The 26,443-nt window shown below is 60.1% G+C and carries 17 protein-coding genes, 2 tRNA genes and 3 rRNA genes; 8 read left to right on the top strand and 14 right to left on the bottom strand.

Annotated elements, in window-relative coordinates; all coding sequences use genetic code 11:
- Positions 1–153 precede the first annotated feature (153 nt).
- The 4 genes from GGI48_RS20355 to GGI48_RS20340 all read left to right on the top strand — a co-directional run bounded on the left by GGI48_RS20355 (position 154) and on the right by GGI48_RS20340 (position 6,609).
- Positions 154–1,854, top strand: a complete 1,701-nt coding sequence (locus GGI48_RS20355; RefSeq protein WP_179599764.1) for an acid phosphatase — start codon at positions 154–156, stop codon at positions 1,852–1,854.
- Between the two features lie 191 nt (positions 1,855–2,045).
- Positions 2,046–3,743 carry a molecular chaperone HscC gene (locus GGI48_RS20350; protein WP_016963571.1) on the top strand — a complete coding sequence of 566 codons (1,698 nt, stop codon included), beginning with the start codon at positions 2,046–2,048 and terminating at the stop codon, positions 3,741–3,743.
- A gap of 11 nt (positions 3,744–3,754) precedes the next feature.
- A complete protein-coding gene (locus GGI48_RS20345) occupies positions 3,755–5,350 on the top strand; it encodes a J domain-containing protein (RefSeq protein ID WP_179599762.1) in 1,596 nt (531 codons plus the stop codon).
- An 86-nt stretch (positions 5,351–5,436) separates the two neighbouring features.
- Positions 5,437–6,609 carry a hypothetical protein gene (locus GGI48_RS20340; RefSeq protein WP_179599760.1) on the top strand — a complete coding sequence of 391 codons (1,173 nt, stop codon included), beginning with the start codon at positions 5,437–5,439 and terminating at the stop codon, positions 6,607–6,609.
- A 46-nt stretch (positions 6,610–6,655) separates the two neighbouring features.
- Here the strand turns inward: GGI48_RS20340 and can are convergent, their stop codons facing one another.
- Positions 6,656–7,300, bottom strand: coding sequence for a carbonate dehydratase (gene can / locus GGI48_RS20335; RefSeq protein WP_016963568.1), 645 nt, complete (start codon positions 7,298–7,300; stop codon positions 6,656–6,658).
- Positions 7,301–7,452: 152 nt separating this feature from the next.
- Here can and GGI48_RS20330 point away from each other — a divergent pair, with 152 nt between their 5' ends.
- Positions 7,453–7,785, top strand: coding sequence for a serine kinase/phosphatase (locus tag GGI48_RS20330; protein ID WP_179599758.1), 333 nt, complete (start codon positions 7,453–7,455; stop codon positions 7,783–7,785).
- Between the two features lie 103 nt (positions 7,786–7,888).
- Here GGI48_RS20330 and rimI read toward each other — a convergent pair whose 3' ends face one another.
- On the bottom strand, positions 7,889–8,341 hold the full coding sequence (gene rimI, locus GGI48_RS20325; protein WP_179599756.1) for a ribosomal protein S18-alanine N-acetyltransferase: 453 nt from the start codon (positions 8,339–8,341) through the stop codon (positions 7,889–7,891).
- Entirely contained in the window at positions 8,338–9,135 is a 798-nt protein-coding gene (locus tag GGI48_RS20320) for an energy transducer TonB (protein WP_103741493.1), read from the bottom strand. Before GGI48_RS20320 ends, rimI begins: the two co-directional genes overlap by 4 nt.
- Before the next feature lie 179 nt (positions 9,136–9,314).
- Between GGI48_RS20320 and mksB the strand changes: the two genes are divergently transcribed.
- The 3 genes from mksB to mksF are packed head-to-tail and all read left to right on the top strand — an operon-like array spanning position 9,315 to position 14,129.
- Positions 9,315–10,592, top strand: a complete 1,278-nt coding sequence (gene mksB, locus GGI48_RS20315; RefSeq protein ID WP_177435206.1) for an Mks condensin complex protein MksB — start codon at positions 9,315–9,317, stop codon at positions 10,590–10,592.
- Positions 10,582–11,289, top strand: coding sequence for an Mks condensin complex protein MksE (gene mksE, locus GGI48_RS20310; protein ID WP_015637041.1), 708 nt, complete (start codon positions 10,582–10,584; stop codon positions 11,287–11,289). The genes mksB and mksE overlap by 11 nt, the downstream gene beginning before the upstream one ends.
- Complete coding sequence (mksF, locus tag GGI48_RS20305) at positions 11,286–14,129, top strand: Mks condensin complex protein MksF (protein WP_016963563.1); 2,844 nt, start codon at positions 11,286–11,288, stop codon at positions 14,127–14,129. The genes mksE and mksF overlap by 4 nt, the downstream gene beginning before the upstream one ends.
- Before the next feature lie 152 nt (positions 14,130–14,281).
- Here mksF and GGI48_RS20300 read toward each other — a convergent pair whose 3' ends face one another.
- The 11 genes from GGI48_RS20300 to pssA form a co-directional block, all read right to left on the bottom strand.
- Complete coding sequence (locus tag GGI48_RS20300) at positions 14,282–16,585, bottom strand: PqiB family protein (RefSeq protein ID WP_179599754.1); 2,304 nt, start codon at positions 16,583–16,585, stop codon at positions 14,282–14,284.
- The gene (locus tag GGI48_RS20295) at positions 16,578–17,201 is read right to left on the bottom strand and encodes a paraquat-inducible protein A (protein WP_103741491.1); all 624 of its coding nucleotides are present in this window, start codon (positions 17,199–17,201) and stop codon (positions 16,578–16,580) included. The genes GGI48_RS20300 and GGI48_RS20295 overlap by 8 nt, the downstream gene beginning before the upstream one ends.
- The gene (locus tag GGI48_RS20290; RefSeq protein WP_016963560.1) at positions 17,188–17,847 is read right to left on the bottom strand and encodes a paraquat-inducible protein A; all 660 of its coding nucleotides are present in this window, start codon (positions 17,845–17,847) and stop codon (positions 17,188–17,190) included. Before GGI48_RS20290 ends, GGI48_RS20295 begins: the two co-directional genes overlap by 14 nt.
- A gap of 148 nt (positions 17,848–17,995) precedes the next feature.
- A 5S ribosomal RNA gene (gene rrf / locus GGI48_RS20285) occupies positions 17,996–18,111 on the bottom strand.
- Positions 18,112–18,266: 155 nt separating this feature from the next.
- Positions 18,267–21,158, bottom strand: a 23S ribosomal RNA gene (locus GGI48_RS20280).
- A 230-nt stretch (positions 21,159–21,388) separates the two neighbouring features.
- Positions 21,389–21,464: transfer RNA gene (locus tag GGI48_RS20275), tRNA-Ala, on the bottom strand.
- 10 nt (positions 21,465–21,474) lie between these two features.
- Positions 21,475–21,551, bottom strand: a tRNA-Ile gene (locus GGI48_RS20270).
- A 123-nt stretch (positions 21,552–21,674) separates the two neighbouring features.
- Positions 21,675–23,213, bottom strand: a 16S ribosomal RNA gene (locus GGI48_RS20265).
- The 16S, 23S and 5S rRNA genes sit together here with 2 tRNA genes alongside, the layout of an rRNA operon.
- Before the next feature lie 544 nt (positions 23,214–23,757).
- Positions 23,758–24,378: a protein-methionine-sulfoxide reductase heme-binding subunit MsrQ gene (gene msrQ / locus GGI48_RS20260; RefSeq protein ID WP_179599752.1), complete on the bottom strand. Its 621-nt coding sequence runs from the start codon at positions 24,376–24,378 to the stop codon at positions 23,758–23,760.
- Positions 24,378–25,391, bottom strand: a complete 1,014-nt coding sequence (gene msrP / locus GGI48_RS20255; protein ID WP_103741786.1) for a protein-methionine-sulfoxide reductase catalytic subunit MsrP — start codon at positions 25,389–25,391, stop codon at positions 24,378–24,380. Before msrP ends, msrQ begins: the two co-directional genes overlap by 1 nt.
- A 63-nt stretch (positions 25,392–25,454) precedes the next feature.
- Positions 25,455–26,312: a CDP-diacylglycerol--serine O-phosphatidyltransferase gene (gene pssA, locus GGI48_RS20250; RefSeq protein ID WP_047306129.1), complete on the bottom strand. Its 858-nt coding sequence runs from the start codon at positions 26,310–26,312 to the stop codon at positions 25,455–25,457.
- Positions 26,313–26,443: the final 131 nt, after the last annotated feature.

Here is a 26,443-nt window from a genome sequence, read left to right as displayed (position 1 = left end):
GATAATCCTGTTTCGACGCAGATTTCAGACGTTTCCCCAGCGATCGCAGTGGACTCTTGAAGCATTCATGTAGTCTTTGCGTCATATTCGATTGCTACCGTGCGACCGAAATACTTTGTAACGAATTCTCAGAGCGACGAGCAAGGACCCGACATGAGCGACGATACCGATCAGCGCGACCTCCCCGAAACCACCCCCGACCAGCCCACCGATACCAGCCGCCGCCGCTTCCTTGGCGGCGTTGCCGTTCTGGGGGTTGGCGCCACCCTGAGCGCCTGCGCCAAGTCCGACGAGCCGGCGGGCAAACCGCAGGAGCGGCCGCTGTCTCCCGCGGAACTGGACAAGGCGCTGCGCGAGCAGGTGAAGAACGTGGTGGTGCTGTTCGCCGAGAACCGCAGCTTCAACAACCTGTTCGCCAATTTCCCCGGGGTGGAGAAACCCTTGTCGGCGCTCAAGCCCGAGGCGTTCCAGCAGCGCGACCGCGACGGCAGCCTGCTGTCGAAACTGCCACCGGTCTGGGGCGGCATTCTCCAGGTCGGCCCGCAAACCCTGGACGGCGTCACCTACCCGGTGGAAACCCAGTTCCAGGAAAACCTGCCCAACGCGCCGTTCGCCCTCGAGGGCCCCAGCGGCGAGGACCTGCCCCTGGGCCTGGTGACCCGCGACCTGTGGCACCTGTTCTACCAGAACCAGATGCAGATCAACGGCGGCAAGAACGATGGCTTCGTCGCCTGGGCCGACTCCGGCGCGCTGACCATGGGCCACTACGCCCAGAGCCGTTACTCCCTGCGCCTGTGGGATGTGGCGCGGGAGTTCGTGCTCTGCGACAACTTCTTCCAGGGCGCCTTCGGCGGCTCGTTCCTCAACCACCAGTACCTGATCAGCGCCAAGGTGCCGTTCTACCCGGATGCCGCCAACTCGGTGGCCAAGTCGCAGATCGCCACCTTGCAGGGCGACGACCCCAAGGGCACTCGCATCAAGCCCCTGGACAAGTCCCCGGCCAGTGCCATGGACGGTGCGCCACAGTTCGGACCCAGCGCCCTGACCCCGGACGGCTACGCGGTCAACACCATGGCCCCGCCCTACTGGCCGACCTGGATCCGCGACCCGGAGCGCCCGGACTACGCCAAGCCCGACCTGCCCAGCGTGCTGGTGCCGCAGACCCACGAGCACATCGGCGACAAGCTGTCGAAGAAGAACGTCGACTGGGCCTGGTACGGCGGCGCCTGGCAGGCGACCCTGGAGCAGTTCAAGGATTCCGGCGGGATTCCCAAGATCCCCAACTTCCAGTACCACCACCAGCCGTTCAACTATTTTGTGCGCCAGGGTCCGGAGAATCCGGCCGAGCGTGCCAAGCGCCTGCGCGACGGCGGCCTGGGGGATGAGTCGAGCACCAACAAGTTCTTCGCCGATGCCGAGGCCGGCAAGCTGCCGGCGGTGACCTTCTACAAGCCCCAAGGCAACCTCAACCTGCACGCTGGCTATGCCGACGTGGCCGCCGGCGACCGGCACATCGACCGCGCTCTGAAAGTGCTGCAGGAAAGCCCGCAATGGAAAAACATGGTGGTGATCGTCACCGTCGACGAAAACGGCGGCTGGTGGGACCACGTGGCGCCGCCCCAGGGCGATCGCTGGGGCCCGGGCACGCGGATTCCAGCGCTGGTGGTTTCACCGTTCGCCCGCAAGGGCACGGTGGATCACACGGTGTATGACACCGCCTCGATCCTGCGGCTGATCACCCGGGTGTTCCAGCTGGAAACCCTGGACGGCATCAAGGAACGTGACGAGGCCATGATCGCCCGGGGCCAGAAACCCATGGGCGACCTGACCAACGCCCTGCACTTCAGCGCCTGACCCCGGCGGGCCCGCAACGGGCCCGCCAGCCACCGCAGAACCGAAGCCCAAGACCGGCTTCGGCACTGCGGCACCGGCGCCAATAATAGCCATGTGACATCACGCACTTTACCCATCCACCCGACGGGTAATATCCTGCGCGCCACTTATTTGTTTCATCAGTTTTCCGATTGGAAAGGGAGTTCGTCGTCATGATCGTAGGCATCGACCTGGGGACCACCAACAGCCTGGTGGCGGTCTGGCGCGACACCGCCAGCGAGCTGGTGCCCAACGCCCTGGGCCAGTTCCTCACCCCCAGCGTGGTGGGCCTGGACGATGAGGGCCGGGTGCTGGTGGGCCAGGCCGCCAAGGAGCGCCTGCACACCCACCCGCAACTGACCACAGCCCTGTTCAAGCGCTACATGGGCAGCGCCACCGAAGTGCGCCTGGGAGATCGGCTGTTGCGTCCGGAAGAACTCTCGGCCCTGGTGCTCAAGAGCCTCAAGGAGGATGTCGAGCGCGCCTACGGCGAGCCGGTGGACGAAGCGGTGATCAGCGTGCCGGCCTATTTCAGCGACGCCCAGCGCAAGGCCACGCGGATCGCCGGCGAACTGGCCGGGCTCAAGGTGGAAAAGCTGATCAACGAACCCACCGCCGCGGCCCTGGCCTACGGCCTGCACCAGCGCGACAAGGAAACCTCGTTCCTGGTCTTCGACCTCGGTGGCGGCACCTTCGACGTGTCGATCCTGGAGCTGTTCGACGGGGTCATGGAAGTCCGCGCCAGCGCCGGTGACAACTTCCTCGGCGGCGAAGATTTCGACAGCCTGCTGCTGGAGCACTTCATCGAGCAACAAGGCCGGGCGGCGGACTTTCCCGAGCGCCAGAGCGTGCTCCAGGCCCTGCGCCGGGAAGCCGAACGGGTGCGCCGTGCCCTGGGCCAGGAACCCAGCGCCGAGTTCAGCCTGCGGGTCGATGGCCGGCAATGGACCCAGACCATCACCCAGGCGCAGTTGGCCAACCTCTACACGCCCCTGCTGGAACGCCTGCGGGCACCCATCGAGCGGGCCCTGCGCGATGCCCGGATCCGCGTCAGCGACCTGGATGAAATCCTCCTGGTGGGCGGCGCCACCCGCATGCCCCTGGTACGCAAGCTGGCGGCGGGGCTGTTCGGGCGCTTTCCGTCCATCAGCCTCGACCCCGACGAAGTGGTGGCCCAGGGCGCGGCGGTCCAGGCGGCGCTCAAGGCCCGCTCCGCGGCTCTGGAGGAAGTGGTCCTGACCGACGTCTGCTCCTACACCCTGGGCATCGAAACCTCCCAGCAGTACGGCAACCAGATCGAGGGCGGGCACTACCTGCCGATCATCGAGCGCAACAGCGTGGTGCCGGTGAGCCGGGTCAAGACCGTGCAGACCCTGCACGACAACCAGGAACAGGTGCTGCTGAAGATTTTCCAGGGCGAGAGCCGCCTGGTGCGCGACAACGTCGCCCTCGGCCAACTGGAAATGCAGGTGCCCAAGCGCCCGGCCGGCGAAGTCTCGCTGGACGTGCGCTTCACCTACGACATCAACGGCCTGCTGGAAGCCCAGGTGAGCATTCCCCTGACCGGTGAAAGCCGTTCCCTGGTGATCGAGAACAACCCCGGCGTGCTGACCCCGGAGGAAATCCAGCAGCGGCTCAAGGCCCTGGAGCAACTCAAGGTTCATCCCCGCGACCAGCAGGTCAACACCCTGCTCAGCGCCCGCCTGGAACGTCTGTATCAGGAAAGCCTGGGGGAATTGCGCGAACAGATCGGCTACTGGGCCGGGCAATTCCAGCAAGTGCTGGACACCCAGGACGAGCGCAAGATCCGCGAAGTGCGCAACCAACTCAGTGAACAGCTGCAGAGACTGGAAAACGGCCACTGGCACTGAGGAGCGGCGACATGGACTGTTGGACCCTGCTGGAGCTGCCGGACGACGCCGATGAGCGCAGCATCAAGCGCAGCTATGCCAAACGCCTGAAAACCACCCGTCCCGATGAAGATACCGAAGGCTTCCAGCGGTTGCGCGAGGCTTATGAAACAGCCTTGCTGCTGGCTCGAGAGCGCCAGCAGGCGCCGGAGCATGCTGGCGCGGCGACACCGGCGCCAGCTGAGTCGGAGAACCTGCGGCAGTGGTCGCAACTGCTGGATATGCGCTGCGAAAACCGCCCTGTGCAGCGGGCCGAGCCTCCCGAGCAGCGACTGTTGCTTGGCCTGACGCCGCGCAATGTGCCAGAGCGCTGGCAACAGGCACTGCAGCTCGATTGCCGGCAAGGCTTCGAGGCCGGCCTGCTGCGGTACTGCCTGAGCCACCCGGAACAGCGCACGGCGATTGCACTGTGGGCAGTGCAGCAGTTGGAATGGCTGGTGCCCTGGCAGCAGTTGAGCATGAGCCCGGCACAGCAGCAGATTTTGCGCGACGACCTGCTGCGCCATTACCTGAAAATCCTGGAGGCACACCTGCAGGCCGGCGACGAAGCGGCCTTCATCGAGCAGTTGCGCAGCTATGCCGAGCAGCCGTGGATGCAGGTGTTCGACCACCGCCAGCAGTATCAGTACGCCGTGCTGCAGTTGCTCAACCGCACCCGTTGGAGCCTGTCGTTGCTGGATCAGGTCTGCCATTGCTTCCAGTGGGACGACAAGACCGGCGCTCACCCAGGCCCCGCCGAGGATTGGGAGGCGCTGATGGAGCGCCGCCAGCAGGAGAGTTTCTACCAACAGCAACAACTGCGCAGCGCGGACGAGCGGGTGCGGGAACCCAGCATCCTGGCCGCTCATCTGCTGTTCAAGCCGATGACGGCCAAGCAGCAGAAAGACTTACTGCAAGATACCGACGCTCAGCACTGGCAGGCCTGCCAACATCTGGCACAGCTACTGACCTGGCGTTATCCACAGCTGATCGAGCGCCTGCCGCAGAAGGATCTGTATTTCTGGCTGCGTTTTCTGCGCCGCCCGACCTTTGAACAGTCCTGGGCCAGGCTCTGGGCCAGCCTCTCGTTGGCGATTGCCATGTACCTGCTGTTGCAGAACCACTATTCGCCGGGGTTCTGCATCACCCTGGCGCTGGTGCTGAGCTGTATTCCGGTGTGGTTCTCGATCCTGCTCATGAGCCAGTGGATACCGCTGGCGACCCGCCTGGTGCTCCAGGACCTGTGGTTGAGCGAACGCCTGATTCCCAAGCGCCTCGACCCGGATGGCAAGTACCTGGTGCTGCGCCATGGCCTGCCGCAGCTGGTGCTACTGGCCGCGTTCGGCGCCCTGCTGGGCGGCCTCGGCATGCTGACTTACCTGGGCATGATCCTGCTCAACTTGCTGCAGCGCAGAAGGCTGGGCCACATCGATCCGCAGTTGAGCGCCAGTCACCCCTGGCTGACCGCGCTGCACTGGGCCCACTGGAGCCCGTTGCAGGTGGTTTTCCTGCCACTGATGCTGGCGGCCAACGTGTTCTGCCAGCTGTACTATCCTGGCTTTCCACTGACCACTCTCCGGCCGTTCTGAAAGGCTGGCACAGCTGGCAGGCGGGTGCCGCCCGCCGACCCGTACCGTCTTCGCCCTTCGGGGTTCACGCTGAAAAGGATCTGAGCATGTTCAAATTCGCAGGAATCACCCTGGCCCTGGCGGCGGCCGCGCTGAGCAGCAGCGTCATGGCCGATGTCGAGGTCGATCTGGGCAGTCCGCAACGCGTCACCCAACTCTTCGCCTACCCCAACAACTGCAACGTGATCTGCTATCGCAACTGGACCCTGGAGCAGACGGTGGAGCACTACCTGACCCAGAGCGTGCAGCGCGACGGCTACAGCACGGCCAAGGTCAGCGTCAAAACCGCCAACGACAAGGTCGTCGCCTCCATCAGCGGCGTGCCCCAGGGCTACGACAAGCCCCTGAGCGCCCTGCTCGATGCCGGCGACCTGGCCTACAAAGGCGCCAGCCAGCTCAACAGCGACGGCCACTGGGAATACAGCTGGTACCTGTTCCTGCCCCTGGGCATGGCCCTGGAAAACCGCAAGAGCGTCGAGTTGCTGCACTTCCCGCCGGATTACTCGCTGACCCGCTACCAGGACTATCTGGAGTCGGCCACCACCGACCGCTGGGCCTCGTTGCTGACCGTCAACGGCATCGCCGCCGAGCAGACTCCGGCCTACCAGACCATCATCGATATTGCGCCAATCGCCGCGCCCTCCACGGCCGGCAAGAGCCTGGAAGGGGTCTACAGCTACTTCAACAGCTACCAGACCACCATGGTCAAGCAGGTCAGCCAGAACGCCAGCGGCGCGGCCCTGCCGATGGTGGCGTTCGGTGCGCCGGTGCGCAGCTGGCTCAAGCAGCAATACGGGGTGACGGTGAATGTGCTGGGCCTGGCGCAAATCAGCCCCAGCGAAGGCGTGAAGGTGCCGGTACTGGGCTCCAACCACCCGAGCTACATCTGGTACGCGGCGGACCCGGCCAACTATGACAACGACGAGGCCAAGGCCGACGCCGCCGGGTTGAAAGTCATGGGCCAGGATTTGAGTGCGGCCTGCTGGCAGGCCGGCATGGGCAGCAAGCCCGGAACCGATCCGAGCACCCTGCTCAGCAGTTGCACCCAGACCTGGCAAGTGACGCAGAAAGAGCAGACTTGCGAGTTGTTCTACACCTCGGTCCGCAAGCTGACCGAGCAGCAGGCCGTGGCCAAGTGCAGCAGCGCACCGGTCAAGACCCAGCTCAAGCAGCTTAAGGCACCGGCCCCGGCGCCAAGCACCGAGGTGCCACACCTCTGAAACCCGCCGCTGGCCGCTGCGCCTTCACGCAGCGGCCAGCGCGCATTCAGACGGCGCCGAGGGGACGCAGGCGATATTGCGGTGGCAGCTGTTCGAAACCGCTGATGGTCGTGTCCAGGCTCTTCCAGCGACCGTCCTTGATCCCGTAGATGCAACCGTGGATCGACAGGCTCTGCCCGCGATGCCAAGCGTTCTGCACGATGCTGGTGTGGCCGACGTTGGCCACTTGCTGGATCACGTTCAGTTCGCACAGGCGGTCGACTTGTTCTTCTTCAGTGGCCAGTTGTGCCAGCGCCTCGCGGTGCTCGTAGTACAGGTCACGGATCGAACGCAGCCAGCCATCGATCAGGCCAAACTGGCGATCCTGCATCGAGGCGCGCACGCCGCCGCAACCATAGTGGCCGGTGACCAGGATGTGTTTGACCTTGAGTACATCCACCGCGTACTGGATCACCGACAGGCAATTGAGGTCGGTGTGCAGCACGACGTTGGCCACGTTACGGTGCACAAACAGGTCGCCCGGCAACATGCCGACGATCTCGTTGGCTGGCACCCGGGCGTCCGAGCAGCCGATCCACAGGTACTCCGGAGTCTGCTGGCGGGCCAGCTTGGAGAAGAATTCCGGGTCCTCCTGCTTGATCGCTTCGGCCCAACGCGCGTTGTTATCAATCAGATCTTGTAGTTCGTTCATGCTGTGAAGCCTCAAGAATGATGCGCAGCTTTGACAGACGAGTGCCCGTCGGGGTCACGCCAATGACTGCAGATACCGGTTATCCCTGCCGGGGAATCTTCATCGGGGCTGTGGGTCCACCCTGCAAGCCCCTAAAAGTATGAGCAATCGCCATGACCGAATCACTACGCCCCTTCAACGCGCCCCAGCCCGAGCCGATCGACGATGATCAGGATCGCATGGGGTCCATGGAGGAACTGCATTTCGATGACGACGAACCCGGCCCCTTAGGCAGCACCGGCCTCACCAGCGACGGCTCCAGCGACGACGACCTGAGCCCGGAAACCCTGATCCGCGAGGATGGGGCCCGTTCTGCCCGGGAAGCCGGGGCCGATAAACCGGCGGACTGGGATCTGAGTATTGTCGATGCCACGGACATTGGGGGTGGCAGTGGTCTGGATGAAGCCGAACTGGCACGTCGCGACCCGCTGGACGGCAAACCCTGAGCCTGGCACCACATTTAATGAGGCCCTCAAGCCATGCATCGCCGCGAATGGCACCTTCGCTGGCAAGCCAGCTCCTACAGCGGCCTGGGTGCTGGTTGAAGGCTCAGTCGACCAGGGTGCAGGCCATCACCAGGGCGTCTTCGCGGCCACCCACGGCCGGGTAATAGTCGCGGCGGTGCCCGACTTCATTGAAGCCGTAACGCTCATACAGCCGATAGGCGGTCTGGTTGCTGGAGCGCACTTCGAGGAAACACTCCCGGGCATTCTTCTGGTAGGCACGCTTCATCAGCTCTTCCAGCAGGCGCAGGCCCAGGCCGCGGCCCTGGCTTTCCGGCTTGACGGTGATGTTCAGCAGATGGGCTTCGTCAATGATCACCTGGATCACGCCGTGGCCCACTTGCTGGCTGCCTTCGAACATCAGCCAGACTTCGTAGGACTTGAAGGCATCCATGAAAATGCCCCGGGTCCAGGGGTGACTGAACGCGGCATATTCGATTTTCAGGATGGCATCCAGGTCCGCCTCGGTGGCCAGGCGGAAGGTCAACGCGTCACTCATTGGTCATTGTGCTCATCAGTGCTTTTCCAGCGCGTCATCAAGCGACGCATGGCTTGCCAGACATCAGCCTTACGCTGTGGCTCTTCCATTAATAGTTCCAGGCCGGGCAAGGCCCAGGCCGAACCCAGGCCTTCGACCTGCAGTTCACGGTTGTAGGATTCAGCGTTGGCTTCCCCGGCGAAACGCACGGCCGGCAGACCGATCAGCCACAGGCAGACGCAGGGCTCTTCTTCGATTCGCACGCCGACAAAGGCCTGGACGAAGTCCCGGGCGGCTTCCGGCCCCTGGTCGAGGTTGCCCCGGGTCAGCATCGGCCAGCGCACCGGCTCGGCGAGGATCTGCGGGCTGTCCGGCAAGCCGGCGGCGCGCAGCATGTCCTTGAGCAGCAGATAGGCCGGATCGCGACTCTGGAAGGCTTCGCCTGTGGGTAACTCCACCAGCAGCAGGCAACGGCCGGCGCGCAACAGCTGCAGGGCGAAGCGCGGCGGAGGAACCACTGGCGCCTTGACCACCGGAGCCGGGGCTTCTTCGCCCTCGGCCACTGGCTTGCTGGCTGACTTTGCAGGCGCGGTGGAAGGACGCGGCACCTCGATCTTCGGCCGTTCGACGGTCCTTGCAGCCGCCGCCGGGGCCTTGGCCTCGACCACGGGGGCAGGTGGCGCCTGCACCTCGGGTTCCGGCAAGGCCAGCAATTCGGGGCGCGAAGGGGCGGCAAAGGGCAATTCGCTGCGCGGCAGCCAACTGACCACCTGCATGGCGGACAGATAAGCGCGACGACGGGACTCGATAAGCAAAGGTCGGCCACTTGTGGATAACTGAGGTGGGGGATTCTACCGTCCTTCGGCAAAGATCGCCTGCTGTTGATTGCCCACAAAAGCGACAGTCCGTCTCATAGCTGGGCCCGGGGATGAATCGTCGGCCGCCTGATGCAGTACAATCGCCGCCTTTCATTGCCAACCAGCCGGCCATTCCGATGATCGAACCCAAGCGCGTCTTGCGCGCCCTCGCCGAACACTGGGCACTTCTGGAGCCGCTGTGCGAGCACTTCGACCAAGGCACCCTGAGTCTTGCCGAACTGCGTTCACAGCTGGCTGCCCAACAACTGGACAGCACGCCCCAGGACATCACCCACCTGCTGGACGTATGGATACGCCTGGATATCCTGGTCCCGGTGGCGAAAAGCCCGAACCGTTTCGAGCTCAATGCGCAGATCCACGACTTCCTCGCCTATCTGCGCCGTGAACACCGCCTGGGCCTGTGCCTGGAGATCGAAGCCTACCTGCGCCACCTGGAGCGCCTGGCCGGTTACATCCAGGACGCCTTCGACGTGCGCGACGGCAACGACCTGGCGCGCCAGCTACGGCTGCTGGACATGCGCGTGCGCGATGTCCTGAAGAAGCTCGCCAACGACGAACAGGCCCTGGTGGCCGTGGCCGAGCGGGCCAAGACCAGCGACCGGCAGATCCCCCTGCGCCAGCGCTATGCCGAGGTGCTGGCCACCTGGGACGAATACGTCGAGCCGATGATCCAGCTGGTGAACGCCGACGGCGCCTTCGAACAGGGCGTGCGCAAGGTGGAAAACGTCCTGCTGCGCCTGCTCACCGAGCAACAGCGCCTGGGCCACCTGGTGGACGACGACATGCTGCTGCGCACCCACGCGCGCATCCTGGAAATGCAGACCAGCGCCCAGTTGACCCTGCGTCATGCCCGGGAACTGCTGCTACCCCTGCGTGAAGAAGCTCGCCGGCACAACGCCGTGACCCGTGGCGCGGCCCTGGCCCTGGCGGCGATCCGGCGCAAGGGCATCGACGCGGTGCCCCAGGCGGCGATGCCGCTGTTCACCCGTCCGCAGAGCACCTTCCTCGGCAGCTCCGGCCAGGTGGAAGCCTATGTCTATGCCCTGGCCCGCTTCGAGCCCAAGCCGGCGCGCTTCCCCAAGGCCCACAAGACCCACAAAGGAGTGGCCCCCAAGGCACCGCGCACGGTTCGGGAGATGCTCGAACGTTGCGAAGACGCCCTGCCGATGCCGGACCTGATGAGCTGGCTGCTGGACCAGGAACCGGATGGCGCCACCGACGAACTGCTGTACTGGTTCTCACGCCTGTCCCGGGAAAAACGCTTCAAGCGCGAGCGCCTCGAACGCCGCGACTACCACACCCAGGAGCACCAGGTCAGCCTGCGCTCCTTCGCCCTGCTCTCGGCCCGCGATGACGCCGCCGAGCATTCTGCGAGCAACGCCCATGCATCTTGATCTTTCCGAACTGTCCCAGCTGGCGCCGATCTTCCGCGAGCTGTTCAAGGGTTACCACGTCAGCCGCCGCGACCCGGAGCTGTACGCGCAATTGTCGAACTTCCAGGACCAGTACCGCACCCTGTTCAAGGCCCTGGGCTTCGAGCTGGTGTGCGATACCCGCGGCTTCTACTACTTTGTCCCCGACAACGCCGCCGCCCAGGTGAACAAGACCGCCCAGCGCCTGGCGCTGTTCACTTTCATCCTGGTGGAGCATCTGGCCGACCAGGGCCGCGACCCGATCGCCGTGCTCGACGGCGGCAGCCTGGGCCGTGACGAACTGCCGTCCTTGCTGGAAAAGTACCGCGACCTGTTTATCCAGGCCGAAGTGCAGACCCAGGAAGAGCTGGAAGAGAAAATCATGCGCCGCATGACCCAGCTGGGTTTTGCCGCCGAGGAGCCGGGCATCTACCGCTTCCTGCCGCCGATGCACCGCTTCCTCGATGTCTGCCTGTCGGTGCAGCAGGACCGCGACCTGGCCGCCAGCCTGCATAGCGTGCTGCCGTTGCCGACCCCGGTGCTGGTGGACAACGACAGCGACGAGAAACTGCTGCAGACCGATGACCCGCTGGACCTGAGCGAATTCGACGAGTCCGAAGAAAGTGAAGAAGACGCGCTGGCCCGGGCCATCGCCGAAGAACAGGAGCTCGACGCATGAGCAAGGAACGCTACGGCATCCGCCGCTTTGCCCTACTGAACACTGCCGGCTACAGCTTGGGCCTATTCCCGCTGGAGGAGCCGCTATCGGTCTACGGGGCCAACAACCTGGGCAAGTCGGCGTCGATCAACGCCCTGCAATTCCCGATTTTGGCGCGCATGTCGGACATGAGCTTCGGCAAGTACAGCCTGGAACAATCCCGGCGCTTCTACTTCGCCTCGGACACCAGTTACATCCTGGTGGAAGTCTCGCTGCCCCACGGCCCTCATGTGATTGGCGTAGTCGGGCGCGGCCCGGGTGGCGGTTTCGGCCACCAGTTCTTCGCCTACGCCGGCCAGCTGGACCTGGCGCATTACCAGAAGGACGACACCTGCCTGCGGCAGAAAGAGCTGTTCACCAACCTGGAGCGCCAGGGCCTGAAGGCCTATGAGCTCAAGCCGGATGAACTGCGCCGCTTGCTGGTGGGCGGCCATACGTCGATCCCCCTGGACCTGACCCTGATTCCGCTGCGCTCCACCAGCGAGCAGAGCCTGAAGACCTTCCGCGCGCTGTTCATCAACCTGCTGCACATGCGCGAGATCACCGCGGCCAAGCTCAAGCAGCTGTTCCTCGATGCCTTCGAGCACAGCCTGCGCTCCGGCAGCGTCGACTACATCGCCGCCTGCGACGAAGCCTTCCGCGATGTGCGGCGCATGGAACAGGACTACAACTCCCTGGTGGCCGCGGGCCCCCTGGTGGAAGCCTTGGCCAACGGCGTGAAGCAGCGGGACATTCTGCGGGGCAAACTGCATCGCCTGTCGCCCCTGCTGGATTCGCTGCTGGGCACTTGGTCGGACTACGCAGGTGCGCGCAAGGAAGAGCTGACCCTCCAGGCCGAGCACTACCGCAACGAGCAGGACGCGCTGCAGAACGACCAACGCAGCAGCACCCAGGAAATGATGCGCCTGGAACGGGAAATCACCGGCACCCAGCGCTGGCTCGGCGAGCTGTCGGTGCTCAAGCACCGCTTCGCCCTGGTGGACGACGTGAAGGTCCTGGAACAGCAACTGCTGGCGGCCAAGGATGCCCACGATGAACTGGCCGGCGCCCTGGCCCAGTCCCGGCAGTTCTCCGCCGAAGACCTGGAAGAGCGCCTGCGGGACCTGGAAAAACGCCTGAAGTCGGTGAAGCAGCAACTCGATCATGCCGACAACAACAGCTACGCCCGCCTGCGCGAGGAGTTCTCCCAGCAGGACGTGGAGCGCCTGATGCGTCTGTTCAACAGCGCGCTGTTCAGCCTGCCGCTGGGCGAGCACGGCATCGCCCTGGACGACAACGGCGAGTGGGTGAAGTCGGTGGAGCTGATCCTCGACGGCTTCAAGGGCGAGCGTTTCGAAGTGCCGGGGTTGACCATCGACATCTCCCACATCGAGCCGCCAGCCTTGCAGGCCCTGGCCGATCGCGCCGCCCTGCGGGATCAGAAAGAGCGCCTGGAAAAAGAACTCAAGCAGCTCAAGACCCAGGCCGCCGTGGCCGCCGACCGCGCCGCCAGCAAGACCCAGACCGAAGCCCTGTACCAGCAGGTGCTGGATGCGCAGAAGGCCCTGGAAGACTTCCGCCGCGCCCAGACCCTGAGCGCCGAGGAAGGCGAAAAGCTGGAACAGCTGGCGCAGATGGAAGCCGCCCAGGACGAACTCAAGCGTTCCAGCGATGCCTTCACCGAACGCGTCCAGCAGTTGTCCGCCAAGCTGCAACTGGTGGGCCGGCAGATCGCCGACATGGAAGCCAAGCAGCGCACCCTCGACGACGCCCTGCGCCGCCGTCAGCTGCTGCCGGCGGACCTGCCGTTCGGCACGCCGTTCATGGACCCGGTGGACGACTCCATGGACAACCTGCTGCCACTGCTCAACGACTATCAGGACAGCTGGCAGGGCCTGCAGCGGGTCGACGGGCAGATCGAGGCGCTGTATGCCCAGGTGCGTCTGAAGGGCGTGGCCAAGTTCGACAGCGAGGATGACGTCGAGCGCCGCCTGCAACTGCTGATCAATGCCTATGCCCACCGCACCGACGAAGCCTTGACCCTGGGCAAGGCACGCCGCGCGGCGGTGACCGATATCGCCCGGACCCTGCGCAATATCCGCAGCGACTACGACAGCCTGGAACACCAGCTGGCGCTGTTCAACCGCGAGATCAACAAGCGCCAGGTGTCCAACCTGCAGAGCTTCCGCATCGTCCTGGCGCCGAACAAGGAAGCCCTCAAGCACATCGATCAGATCATCCACAGCGCCGGCCAGTACGAGGAAGGCGAAACCCTGTCGGTGTTCGACCTGAGCCAGAGCGCCGAGCAGGACAACAAGAACGAAGAGGCCAAGGAGTACCTGGCGCGGCTGGTGGCGGCCAACCACAACCAGCTGGGCCTGAAGGACCTGTTCGAGCTGGCGTTCGAGATCACCAAGGTCAACGGCCAGCCGGTGATCCACACCGACATCGACGGCGCGGCGTCCAACGGCACCACCATGACCATCAAGGCGCTGACCAACATGTACCTGTTGCTGCACTTGATGGACCGTGACCAGGCCGGGCGCATTCGCCTGCCCTACTACCTCGACGAGGCGGCGGACATCGACGAACGCAACCAGGCGGCATTGCTGGAAACCAGCCTGCAACTGGGCTTCGTGCCGATCCTGGCCAGTGTGAAGCCGCAGGTGTCGGCCCAGGTGGCCATCGACCTGGAAGGCGGCAGCGGGCCGAACGGTATCTACATCGACGAGGCGGACTGGAAGTTCATCCGTCGTCACGATCAGGTCAAGGCGACGCTGAACGTGGAACCCGAAGCAGAAGCGGAACTGGACGAAGTCTGATTCCCTAACGCCGCAACGCAAAAGGCCGCACTCTTTCGAGTGCGGCCTTTTTTATTGGCTTTTGTAGGAGCTGGCTTGCCAGCGAAGGCGTTCTCTAGAGGAACGCCGGAATTGAGGGCCTCTTCGCCGGCAAGCCGGCTCCTACAACAGGGTTATTTGCCCAGGGGGATCTTGGGCGCCCAGGTCAGCCATTCATCCTCGAACTTATCGAACAGCGGGAAGGTCTGCTGGGGACGGGCCGGGTTGCCCATGCGCTCGCCATCCGGGGTAGCAAAAGCAATGCCGCCCTGGATCAGGGTTTCCAGGGATTCGGTACGCACCGTGGCGCCCTTGAACAGGCCGAAGTCCACGCCAAATCCACTGCTGTTCCAGAACCTTGTACCACCGCGAATCAGCGGCGCGTACTTGGGCTCGATGAGGATGTGGATCAGCACCCGGTCAGCGGTCTGGCCCAGTTCGTAGCCCGTCACTTTGCCCACCGTCACTTCGCGATAAGTCACGGGAACACCCACCTTCAACGAGCCGCGGCGAGCAGCGCTCAATACCAGACTCAGACCCGCTTCCTGGACGCTGGCTTCCGGCGGCTGCGGCAAGGCGACAAAGCTGGTTTGCACGCCCAAGTTCTTCGCCGCGGGCTGAACCTCGATGTATTGACCGGTGACCAGGGTTTCCAGGTTCGAGGTTTTCATCAGCCCCAGCTCCGGCTTGACCACCCAGAACTGGCTGCCGACCCGGGCGATACGCTCGGGCACTTCGGTAATCCGCGCCTTAAGCATCACCGATTGCAGGTCGGCGCTAAGGGTCACTGCTTCCAGCTTGCCCACATCCAGGCCCTTGAAGCGCACCGGCGTTCCGGCGCGCAGCCCATCGGCGCGATCCACCTTGATGTTGATCAGGGTGCCACGCTGCGCCGCCTCTTCCTGATTGGCGAACAGACGGAAACGCGGAATGCGCTTTTTCAGCGGCACGTTGGGCAGCGGCGTCTCGAAGGCGATACCACCGGCCATCAGGCTTTGCAGCGACTCGCTCTTGATCTGGATGCCGCCGGTGAGCCCGCCGGTGAGGGTGATGCCGCTGACGTTCCAGAAGCGGGTCGAGCCGTTGACCAGCGACTCGTACTCTTTCTCGATATGAACGCCGATCACCACTTGCTTGCGGGTGTGAGAGAACTGATAGCTCTGCACCGAGCCGACCTTGACCTGCTTGTAGAGGATCGGGCTGCCCACATCCAGGGAGCCGAGGTTGTCGGTGAACAGCACCATGTGCAGGCCGGGTGCGCGCAGGTCCAGGGGCGGGGCCTTGGCTCGGGCTTCGAACTCGCGCTGGGGCGCGGCGCCCTTGTCGCCGGGGCGAATGGCGATGTAGTTGCCTTTGACCAGCGCCTCAAGTCCAGTGATACCGGCCAGGGAGATGGAGGGTTTGACGGTCCAGAACTGGGTGCCCTGGACCAGGTAGTCCTCGGCCAGCGGATCGAGGGTCAGCTCGGCGGTGGCGCTGGTGAGATCGGAGTCGACCTTCAGGGCCTTCAGGCTGCCGACCTGGATGCCCTTGTACATCACCGGGGTACGTCCGGCCTGCAGGCCTTCGAAATCGGTGAGCTTGACCTTGACCCGGATGCCGGCCTGGGCAGCGTCGAAATCCTCATAGAGGCGGAACGGCAGGCTTGGGTCGGTAGGCGGGCTGTCCTTGCGGTTTTCCGGCGTGGCAAAGGCGATGCCGCCAGCAACGATGCTGGACAGGGACTCACTGCGCACTTTGACCCCGGACAGGTTGGCGTCGATGCTGATGCCGCTGGCGTTCCAGAAACGCGTGTGTTTGCGCACCAGGTTGGCGTAGGTCGGCTCGATATAGACCTTGAGCTCGACGGTGTTCTGGTCTTCGGAAAGCAGGAAGCTTTTGATCTGTCCGACCTGGATCTGCTTGTAGAACACCGGGCTGCCACGATTCAACGAGCCCAGGCGTTCGGCCTTGATGGTCAGGTGCAAGCCGGGCTTGGCGTCCGATAACGGCGGCTCTTCGGCCAGGGCCTTGAACTTGCGCGCAGGCTCGCCATCGCCGGGGTTGACCGCGATGTAGTTGCCGGAAACCAGGGTTTCCAATCCGGTGATGCCGGCCAGGCTGACACTGGGCTTGACCAGCCAGAAGCGGGTGTTGGTCTTGAGGTACTGCTCGACGTCCTTGTTCATCTCGACCGTGGCGATCACGCCCCGGGAGTTGCCTTCGTCGTCCAGAGCCAAGGTCTTGACCTTGCCCACGGGCATGCCTTTGTAGACCACCTCGGTCTTGTTGGCCTGGATCCCCTCACCGCTTTCGAAGCGCAACTGGATCTCGATGCCGGTCTGGCTGTACGCACGCCAGCCCAGCCAGCCACCGATGATCAGGGCAATCAGGGGCAGTACCCAGATGGCTGACCAATTGGAGGCCGGGCGGGTTTTGGCGGTAGGCAAATCAGTCATGGTCGTCGTCCGACTCCGTGTTATCCCAGATCAGTCGGGGATCGAAAGTTACTGCGGCCAGCATGGTCAGGATCACCACGCTGGCAAAGGCGACCGCACCGAGATTGGCTTCGATGCTGGCCAGCCGTCCAAAGTTGACCACCGCCACCAGGATGGCGATGACAAAGATATCCAGCATCGACCAGCGACCGATGAACTCGATAAAGCGGTACATGATGATTCGTTGTCGTGCCGACAGTGGCTGGTGGCGTTGCACCGAGAACAACAGCAAGGCTATGCCCACCAGCTTGAAGGTCGGCACCAGGATACTGGCGACAAAGACTACCGCGGCAATGGGAAACATGCCGTGCTGCACCAGTTGGATAACCCCCGACATGATGGTGCTGGGGTCACCCTGGCCCAGTGAGCTGACCGTCATGATCGGCAGCAGATTGGCCGGAACATAGAGAATGGCGGCGGTAAGCAACAGCGCCCAGGTGCGCAGGATGCTGTTGGGACGGCGGGGGTGGATCTGGGCTCCGCAGCGTGTGCAGGCCTGCTCATCGCTGTCGGCTGCCTGCCGGTTCAACTCGTGGCACTCACTGCAAATCAGAATGCCTGCATCAATCGCCCGCATGCACATCCTCTCCCGATAACGCTTGCCAGATCTGGTGAGGCGACATCACCACCTCCAGCCAGACCTGGACCAACAACAGACTGATAAAACACACCAGGCCCAGGCCCACTGTGATGGAGGCCATGTCAGCCAATTTGACGATGGCCACCAGCACCCCCATCAGGTAGACCTCGAGCATTCCCCAATCACGCAGGTGGTGATAGATGCGGTAGAGCAGCAGACCATAGCTGCGCCCGAAGTCCCAGCGAATACTCAACAGAACCAGGAGCTGACAAATCAACTTGATCAGGGGGATGCCCATGCTGCACAGGAACACCACCAGCGCCACGCCTTCCATACCGGTATCGAACAGGCCTTGCACGCCGCTCCAGACGGTATCTTCGGAAGACTGTCCCAATAGATTGAGCTGCATGATGGGAAGAAAGTTCGCCGGTACGTAGAGCAGCAAGGCGGCGATCACCAGAGCCAGGCTACGTTCAACGACATTGTGCCGGTGTGCGTAGAGCTCATAGCCACAACGCGGGCATTGGGCTTTTTCGCCGAGAGCAAGCTTTGGCTTGCGCATCAGCAGATCGCACTCATGGCAGGCAACCAGGTCGTCCAGTGGTAATTCTGACAACCCGGGGGCGTCAACCGGATCTGGCATAGAAGGCTCTGGAAGTGGAGAAAGTAGCGGCTATTCTAGTGTTCCAATTCGAAAATAACTGTGCAAATTTGTTTGCGAATAAGAGCGAGTTTTCCACGCGACAAAAAAAAACCCCAACTGCTTTCGCAATTGGGGTTTCGGAATTTAATCTTGACGATGACCTACTCTCACATGGGGAAACCCCACACTACCATCGGCGATGCATCGTTTCACTTCTGAGTTCGGGATGGGATCAGGTGGTTCCAACGCTCTATGGTCGTCAAGAAATTCGGTAGCCAGTCCGTTGCATGTGCAACGTGCCAGCGAATGGGTATGTAATAGATTTTGGTGTTTTGTGAGCCATGCAAACTTTCGGTTCGTTTCGTCTTCACACACCGCAATCTGGTCTCTTTCGAGTTCGCAAATTGCTTGGGTGTTATATGGTCAAGCCTCACGGGCAATTAGTATTGGTTAGCTCAACGCCTCACAGCGCTTACACACCCAACCTATCAACGTCGTAGTCTTCGACGGCCCTTTAGGGAACTCAAGGTTCCAGTGAGATCTCATCTTGAGGCAAGTTTCCCGCTTAGATGCTTTCAGCGGTTATCTTTTCCGAACATAGCTACCCGGCAATGCCACTGGCGTGACAACCGGAACACCAGAGGTTCGTCCACTCCGGTCCTCTCGTACTAGGAGCAGCCCCTCTCAAATCTCAAACGTCCACGGCAGATAGGGACCGAACTGTCTCACGACGTTCTAAACCCAGCTCGCGTACCACTTTAAATGGCGAACAGCCATACCCTTGGGACCGGCTTCAGCCCCAGGATGTGATGAGCCGACATCGAGGTGCCAAACACCGCCGTCGATATGAACTCTTGGGCGGTATCAGCCTGTTATCCCCGGAGTACCTTTTATCCGTTGAGCGATGGCCCTTCCATACAGAACCACCGGATCACTAAGACCTACTTTCGTACCTGCTCGACGTGTCTGTCTCGCAGTCAAGCGCGCTTTTGCCTTTATACTCTACGACCGATTTCCGACCGGTCTGAGCGCACCTTCGTACTCCTCCGTTACTCTTTAGGAGGAGACCGCCCCAGTCAAACTACCCACCATACACTGTCCTCGATCCGGATAACGGACCTGAGTTAGAACCTCAAAGTTGCCAGGGTGGTATTTCAAGGATGGCTCCACGCAAACTGGCGTTCACGCTTCAAAGCCTCCCACCTATCCTACACAAGCAAATTCAAAGTCCAGTGCAAAGCTATAGTAAAGGTTCACGGGGTCTTTCCGTCTAGCCGCGGATACACTGCATCTTCACAGCGATTTCAATTTCACTGAGTCTCGGGTGGAGACAGCGCCGCCATCGTTACGCCATTCGTGCAGGTCGGAACTTACCCGACAAGGAATTTCGCTACCTTAGGACCGTTATAGTTACGGCCGCCGTTTACCGGGGCTTCGATCAAGAGCTTCGCGTTAGCTAACCCCATCAATTAACCTTCCGGCACCGGGCAGGCGTCACACCCTATACGTCCACTTTCGTGTTTGCAGAGTGCTGTGTTTTTAATAAACAGTCGCAGCGGCCTGGTATCTTCGACCGGCATGAGCTTACGGAGCAAGTCCTTCACCCTCACCGGCGCACCTTCTCCCGAAGTTACGGTGCCATTTTGCCTAGTTCCTTCACCCGAGTTCTCTCAAGCGCCTTGGTATTCTCTACCCAACCACCTGTGTCGGTTTGGGGTACGGTTCCTAGTTATCTGAAGCTTAGAAGCTTTTCTTGGAAGCATGGCATCAACCACTTCGTCACCTAAAAGGTAACTCGTCATCAGCTCTCGGCCTTAGAACCCCGGATTTACCTAAGATTCCAGCCTACCACCTTAAACTTGGACAACCAACGCCAAGCTGGCCTAGCCTTCTCCGTCCCTCCATCGCAATAACTAGAAGTACAGGAATATTAACCTGTTTTCCATCGACTACGCTTTTCAGCCTCGCCTTAGGGACCGACTAACCCTGCGTCGATTAACGTTGCGCAGGAAACCTTGGTCTTTCGGCGTGGGTGTTTTTCACACCCATTGTCGTTACTCATGTCAGCATTCGCACTTCTGATACCTCCAGCAAGCTTCTCAACTCACCTTCACAGGCTTACAGAACGCTCCTCTACCGCATCACTTACGTGATACCCGTAGCTTCGGTGTATGGTTTGAGCCCCGTTACATCTTCCGCGCAGGCCGACTCGACTAGTGAGCTATTACGCTTTCTTTAAAGGGTGGCTGCTTCTAAGCCAACCTCCTAGCTGTCTAAGCCTTCCCACATCGTTTCCCACTTAACCATAACTTTGGGACCTTAGCTGACGGTCTGGGTTGTTTCCCTTTTCACGACGGACGTTAGCACCCGCCGTGTGTCTCCCATGCTCGGCACTTGTAGGTATTCGGAGTTTGCATCGGTTTGGTAAGTCGGGATGACCCCCTAGCCGAAACAGTGCTCTACCCCCTACAGTGATACATGAGGCGCTACCTAAATAGCTTTCGAGGAGAACCAGCTATCTCCGAGCTTGATTAGCCTTTCACTCCGATCCACAGGTCATCCGCTAACTTTTCAACGGTAGTCGGTTCGGTCCTCCAGTCAGTGTTACCTAACCTTCAACCTGCCCATGGATAGATCGCCCGGTTTCGGGTCTATTCCCAGCGACTAGACGCCCTATTAAGACTCGCTTTCGCTACGCCTCCCCTATTCGGTTAAGCTCGCCACTGAAAATAAGTCGCTGACCCATTATACAAAAGGTACGCAGTCACAGAACAAAGTCTGCTCCCACTGCTTGTACGCATACGGTTTCAGGATCTATTTCACTCCCCTCTCCGGGGTTCTTTTCGCCTTTCCCTCACGGTACTAGTTCACTATCGGTCAGTCAGTAGTATTTAGCCTTGGAGGATGGTCCCCCCATATTCAGACAAGGTTTCTCGTGCCCCGTCCTACTCGATTTCATGACTAAGAGATTTTCGCGTACAGGGCTATCACCCACTATGGCCGCACTTTCCAGAGCGTTCCGCTAATCTCAAAGCCACTTAAGGGCTAGTCCCCGTTCGCTCGCCACTACTAAGGGAATCTCGGTTGATTTCTTTTCCTCAGGGTACTTAGATGTTTCAGTTCCCCTGGTTCGCCTCTTGCACCTATGTATTCAGTACAAGATAACCATCTTATGATGGCTGGGTTCCCCCATTCAGAGATCTCCGGATCAAAGTCTGTTTGCCGACTCCCCGAAGCTTATCGCAGGCTACCACGTCTTTCATCGCCTCTGACTGCCAAGGCATCCACCGTATGCGCTTCTTCACTTGACCATATAACCCCAAGCAATCTGGTTATACTATGAAGACGACATTCGCCGAAAATTCGCAAAACTCTTAAGAGTACTCACAAATTTTACCTTAGCCTGATCCGTTACCAGTGAAAGTAACGTTCAGTCTATCTTTCTATCACATACCCAAATTTTTAAAGAACGATCTAATCAAAAGACTAGAAATCAACATTCAATGTGAATGCTCATTTCTAAGCTTTCAGAAGCAGTTTATGGTGGAGCCAAGCGGGATCGAACCGCTGACCTCCTGCGTGCAAGGCAGGCGCTCTCCCAGCTGAGCTATGGCCCCATAACAAAATTGGTGGGTCTGGGCAGATTCGAACTGCCGACCTCACCCTTATCAGGGGTGCGCTCTAACCAACTGAGCTACAGACCCAATTTCGAGCTTGTAACTGTTAGCTTGGAGCTATCAGCTTGGAGCTTAAAGCTGCTTCTATCGTCTTCTTCAATGAATCAAGCAATTCGTGTGGGAGCTTATGAAGCAGCTGATGTCGTCGATTAAGGAGGTGATCCAGCCGCAGGTTCCCCTACGGCTACCTTGTTACGACTTCACCCCAGTCATGAATCACACCGTGGTAACCGTCCCCCCGAAGGTTAGACTAGCTACTTCTGGTGCAACCCACTCCCATGGTGTGACGGGCGGTGTGTACAAGGCCCGGGAACGTATTCACCGCGACATTCTGATTCGCGATTACTAGCGATTCCGACTTCACGCAGTCGAGTTGCAGACTGCGATCCGGACTACGATCGGTTTTATGGGATTAGCTCCACCTCGCGGCTTGGCAACCCTTTGTACCGACCATTGTAGCACGTGTGTAGCCCAGGCCGTAAGGGCCATGATGACTTGACGTCATCCCCACCTTCCTCCGGTTTGTCACCGGCAGTCTCCTTAGAGTGCCCACCATAACGTGCTGGTAACTAAGGACAAGGGTTGCGCTCGTTACGGGACTTAACCCAACATCTCACGACACGAGCTGACGACAGCCATGCAGCACCTGTCTCAATGTTCCCGAAGGCACCAATCCATCTCTGGAAAGTTCATTGGATGTCAAGGCCTGGTAAGGTTCTTCGCGTTGCTTCGAATTAAACCACATGCTCCACCGCTTGTGCGGGCCCCCGTCAATTCATTTGAGTTTTAACCTTGCGGCCGTACTCCCCAGGCGGTCAACTTAATGCGTTAGCTGCGCCACTAAGAGCTCAAGGCTCCCAACGGCTAGTTGACATCGTTTACGGCGTGGACTACCAGGGTATCTAATCCTGTTTGCTCCCCACGCTTTCGCACCTCAGTGTCAGTATCAGTCCAGGTGGTCGCCTTCGCCACTGGTGTTCCTTCCTATATCTACGCATTTCACCGCTACACAGGAAATTCCACCACCCTCTACCATACTCTAGCTTGCCAGTTTTGGATGCAGTTCCCAGGTTGAGCCCGGGGCTTTCACATCCAACTTAACAAACCACCTACGCGCGCTTTACGCCCAGTAATTCCGATTAACGCTTGCACCCTCTGTATTACCGCGGCTGCTGGCACAGAGTTAGCCGGTGCTTATTCTGTCGGTAACGTCAAAACAATCACGTATTAGGTAACTGCCCTTCCTCCCAACTTAAAGTGCTTTACAATCCGAAGACCTTCTTCACACACGCGGCATGGCTGGATCAGGCTTTCGCCCATTGTCCAATATTCCCCACTGCTGCCTCCCGTAGGAGTCTGGACCGTGTCTCAGTTCCAGTGTGACTGATCATCCTCTCAGACCAGTTACGGATCGTCGCCTTGGTGAGCCATTACCTCACCAACTAGCTAATCCGACCTAGGCTCATCTGATAGCGTGAGGTCCGAAGATCCCCCACTTTCTCCCGTAGGACGTATGCGGTATTAGCGCCCGTTTCCGGACGTTATCCCCCACTACCAGGCAGATTCCTAGGCATTACTCACCCGTCCGCCGCTCGCCACCAGGTACAAGTACCCGTGCTGCCGCTCGACTTGCATGTGTTAGGCCTGCCGCCAGCGTTCAATCTGAGCCATGATCAAACTCTTCAGTTCAAACATCTTTGGGTTTTGAGAAAACCCTAAACTTGGCTCAGCAATCGTTGGTTACATCTTTGATTTCTCGCGGAGTAACTTGTGATGCTGATAATCTTTTTGACTATCAGTCTGACTCCACAAGCACCCACACGAATTGCTTGATTCAGTTGTTAAAGAGCGGTTGGTTAAGATCTTTCGTCTCAACCGAGGCGCGCATTCTACAGCAGCCTCATTTACTGTCAAGCGATTTTTTAAGAAGTTTTCGAAGATTTTCTCAACAACTTCAACCACTTGCGCTTCCGATCTCTCGTTAGCGGGAGGCGAATTCTACAGCGTTACACGCTGCTGTCAACACCTCTTTTCAACCGCTTTCGACCGAGACGATCGAATCGTTAACAAGGCGACCACACACTGCCTTATCAACTGCTTCTGGCTTCGATGAACTGAAGCGTAACCGCTGCCGAAAACTTGGTAACTCGTTGAATCTCAAGGAGTTTTCCGTTTCGACTGCGCCGGAAGTGGGGCGAATTATAGGCCTGTAGAATCTGCCGTCAACCTTTAATTACGTTTTTGTTGCAGACGGTTGTTTTTTAGCGACCAGGCGAGGAATACGACGCATCACCGCCGGCACACGCAGCAGCAACAGCAGCACACCTATAGAAGCGTAAACCACCCACTCCTTCAGATCTGCCCGAACGATCCAGAGCATATGCAGCAGCCCAAGCCCCAGGATGAGATAAACCAGGCGATGCAGCTTTTTCCAACGCGCCCCTAGACGACGCTGACTGTAGCGATTAGATGTCAGCGCCAATGCCAAAAGAAAAACGAACCCCAAGCTGCCGACAAAGATATAAGGCCGTTTGCGCAACTCCACACCCAACTGGGACAAGTCCAACCCCAGAATGAATACCCCATAGGCACTCAAGTGCAGCACTACATAGGCAAAGCACCACAACCCCAGTTGTCGGCGCACGGCGATCCAGCCCGGCCAGCCAGTGAGTTTCTGCATGGGAGTCATGGCCAAGGTAATCAACAGCAGCACCAAGGTGCCCAATCCCAGACGATCAACCAGTACCTTGCCCGGATCAGGCCCAAGGACCGAGCCCCAAGCTTCATACAGCCAATACAGCGGCCAGATAGCCGCAGCAATAAAGACTCCAATACGCCAGAACGAATAACGCATCAGTAGTTCTTCCGCAGATCCATGCCGCTATATAAGGAAGCGACCTCATCCGAGTAGCCATTGAACATCTGGGTTTCCCGTACATTGGGACTGAACAGGCTGCTGGGCAGACGCCGCTCGCGCGCTTGAGTCCATCGAGGATGATCAACTGTCGGATTCACATTCGCGTAAAAGCCATATTCATTGGCAGCAATACTCTGCCAAGTGGTCTTGGGCTGTGCGTCCACCAAGCTGATACGCACAATAGACTTCACACTTTTGAAGCCATATTTCCAGGGAACCACCAGGCGCAATGGCGCACCATTCTGATTGGGCAACTCACGCCCATACATCCCTACCGCAAGAATCGCCAATGGGTTCATCGCCTCATCAAGACGCAAGCCTTCAACATAGGGCCAATCGATCAAGGCAAAACCGGAACGCTGGCCCGGCATGCTCTTAGGATCCTGCAGCGTTTCAAAACGAATGAACTTAGCCTTGCTGGTTGGCTCCACTTGCTTGAGCAGCGCAGAGATAGGAAAGCCTATCCAGGGAATCACCATCGACCACGCCTCGACGCAGCGAAGCCGATAAATACGCTCCTCCAACGAGTAAGGCTTCATGAAATCTTCCAGGGCATAGCGCCCAGGCTTGGCCACCTCACCGTCCACGACCACACTCCATGGCTCGGTCTTGAGCGCACCCGCGTTGGCCGCCGGATCCCCCTTGTCAGTACCGAACTCGTAGAAGTTGTTGTAGTGGGTCGCGTCCTTGAAGGGCGTGATCGCCTCATCCTTGACGGTTACGGCTTGCCAGTGAGTGCTCGGCAATTTGTCGGAGAACCACGTCGGTGCACGGCCCGGCTCCACATCGGCATAACGCGTTGCATCCTGCGCAACCGCCCAACGAGGCAACCCAGCAACAGCCAGGCCTGCTGCCGCACCGCCCAGCAAACTGCGTCGAGAGAGATAAAGAGATTCTGGCGTGACATCCGACTCATGGCAGTCAGACGCTTTGGGGAATTTGAATAACATGGCAACTCCGCAGCATTGGAGGACAGATGTACCAATAGACTGCGGAGTATGGCGGAAATTACATCACTCGACGCTTTTGCGACGACGCAGGTGCAACAGGTACTGGATAGGGCCCGAAGCCGCATAAGCGAGGAACACTAACAGCAGGATACGTGGTGGATCGCTGAACACCACGGCAAACACCAGCACCACAGCCAGAATCGCCACAAAAGGCACCCGCCCTTTCAGATCCAGGTCCTTGAAGCTGTTGTACTTGATGTTGCTGACCATCAGCATGCCCGCCGCCGCGACCATCAACGCCACCAGGAACGACATCTTCGATCCCTGAATGCCGTAATCGCTGAAAGCCCAGACAATGCCCGCCACCACGCCGGCCGCCGCAGGGCTGGCCAGGCCGATGAAATAACGCTTGTCGGCGGTTCCCACCTGAGTGTTGAAACGTGCCAGACGCAACGCAGCCCCCGCCACATAGATGAAGGCGACCATCCAGCCAACCTTGCCCATGTCACCCAAGGCCCAGCCGAAGGCCAGCAAGGCCGGGGCAACGCCAAACGCCACCATGTCCGACAGCGAATCGTACTCGGCGCCAAAGGCGCTTTGTGTATTGGTCATGCGGGCTACACGCCCATCCAGACCGTCGAGGACCATGGCGACAAAGATCGCAATGGCGGCAAAGGCAAAGTACTTGCTCGCCCCTGCTGTATCCCCGGCACTCAACGCGCTCTGGGCACTCATGGAACTGATGATGGAATAGAACCCCGCGAACAGGTTCGCAGTGGTGAACAGATTCGGCAGAAGATAGATACCACGATGCCGGACTTTACGGCCTTCAGCGTCATGCCCTTCTTCGACATGCTCATCGATCGGTAGCAGGCTTTCGGCGTCAGAGGCCTGGTTTGGCTCTTCGGGACGTTCGCTCATGGACAATACCTTGCAACGGTGTGAAAAGTTTCGACAGATACCCAGGGCCGCGATTCGGCCACAAAGGATCCAGCTTTATACCAGAACCTACCCGTCCAAACGAAAAAACGCGGCCTAGGCCGCGTTTTTCC

The sequence above is a fragment of the Pseudomonas protegens genome (assembly GCF_013407925.2).
GTDB classification, from domain to species: domain Bacteria; phylum Pseudomonadota; class Gammaproteobacteria; order Pseudomonadales; family Pseudomonadaceae; genus Aquipseudomonas; species Aquipseudomonas fluorescens_AP.
Note: the sequence above shows the minus strand (reverse complement) of the source record. Positions and strands in the feature narration are given on the sequence as shown.

Excerpts from the sequence above, each read along its gene's own strand:
- GGI48_RS20355 (WP_179599764.1), top strand. The coding sequence starts at position 154 with ATGAGCGACGATACCGATCAGCGCGACCTCCCCGAAACCACCCCCGAC.
- GGI48_RS20350 (WP_016963571.1), top strand. The coding sequence starts at position 2,046 with ATGATCGTAGGCATCGACCTGGGGACCACCAACAGCCTGGTGGCGGTC.
- GGI48_RS20345 (WP_179599762.1), top strand. The coding sequence starts at position 3,755 with ATGGACTGTTGGACCCTGCTGGAGCTGCCGGACGACGCCGATGAGCGC.
- GGI48_RS20340 (WP_179599760.1), top strand. The coding sequence starts at position 5,437 with ATGTTCAAATTCGCAGGAATCACCCTGGCCCTGGCGGCGGCCGCGCTG.
- can (WP_016963568.1), bottom strand. The coding sequence starts at position 7,300 with ATGAACGAACTACAAGATCTGATTGATAACAACGCGCGTTGGGCCGAA.
- GGI48_RS20330 (WP_179599758.1), top strand. The coding sequence starts at position 7,453 with ATGACCGAATCACTACGCCCCTTCAACGCGCCCCAGCCCGAGCCGATC.
- rimI (WP_179599756.1), bottom strand. The coding sequence starts at position 8,341 with ATGAGTGACGCGTTGACCTTCCGCCTGGCCACCGAGGCGGACCTGGAT.
- mksB (WP_177435206.1), top strand. The coding sequence starts at position 9,315 with ATGATCGAACCCAAGCGCGTCTTGCGCGCCCTCGCCGAACACTGGGCA.
- mksE (WP_015637041.1), top strand. The coding sequence starts at position 10,582 with ATGCATCTTGATCTTTCCGAACTGTCCCAGCTGGCGCCGATCTTCCGC.
- mksF (WP_016963563.1), top strand. The coding sequence starts at position 11,286 with ATGAGCAAGGAACGCTACGGCATCCGCCGCTTTGCCCTACTGAACACT.
- GGI48_RS20300 (WP_179599754.1), bottom strand. The coding sequence starts at position 16,585 with ATGACTGATTTGCCTACCGCCAAAACCCGCCCGGCCTCCAATTGGTCA.
- GGI48_RS20295 (WP_103741491.1), bottom strand. The coding sequence starts at position 17,201 with ATGCGGGCGATTGATGCAGGCATTCTGATTTGCAGTGAGTGCCACGAG.
- GGI48_RS20290 (WP_016963560.1), bottom strand. The coding sequence starts at position 17,847 with ATGCCAGATCCGGTTGACGCCCCCGGGTTGTCAGAATTACCACTGGAC.
- msrQ (WP_179599752.1), bottom strand. The coding sequence starts at position 24,378 with ATGCGTTATTCGTTCTGGCGTATTGGAGTCTTTATTGCTGCGGCTATC.
- msrP (WP_103741786.1), bottom strand. The coding sequence starts at position 25,391 with ATGTTATTCAAATTCCCCAAAGCGTCTGACTGCCATGAGTCGGATGTC.
- pssA (WP_047306129.1), bottom strand. The coding sequence starts at position 26,312 with ATGAGCGAACGTCCCGAAGAGCCAAACCAGGCCTCTGACGCCGAAAGC.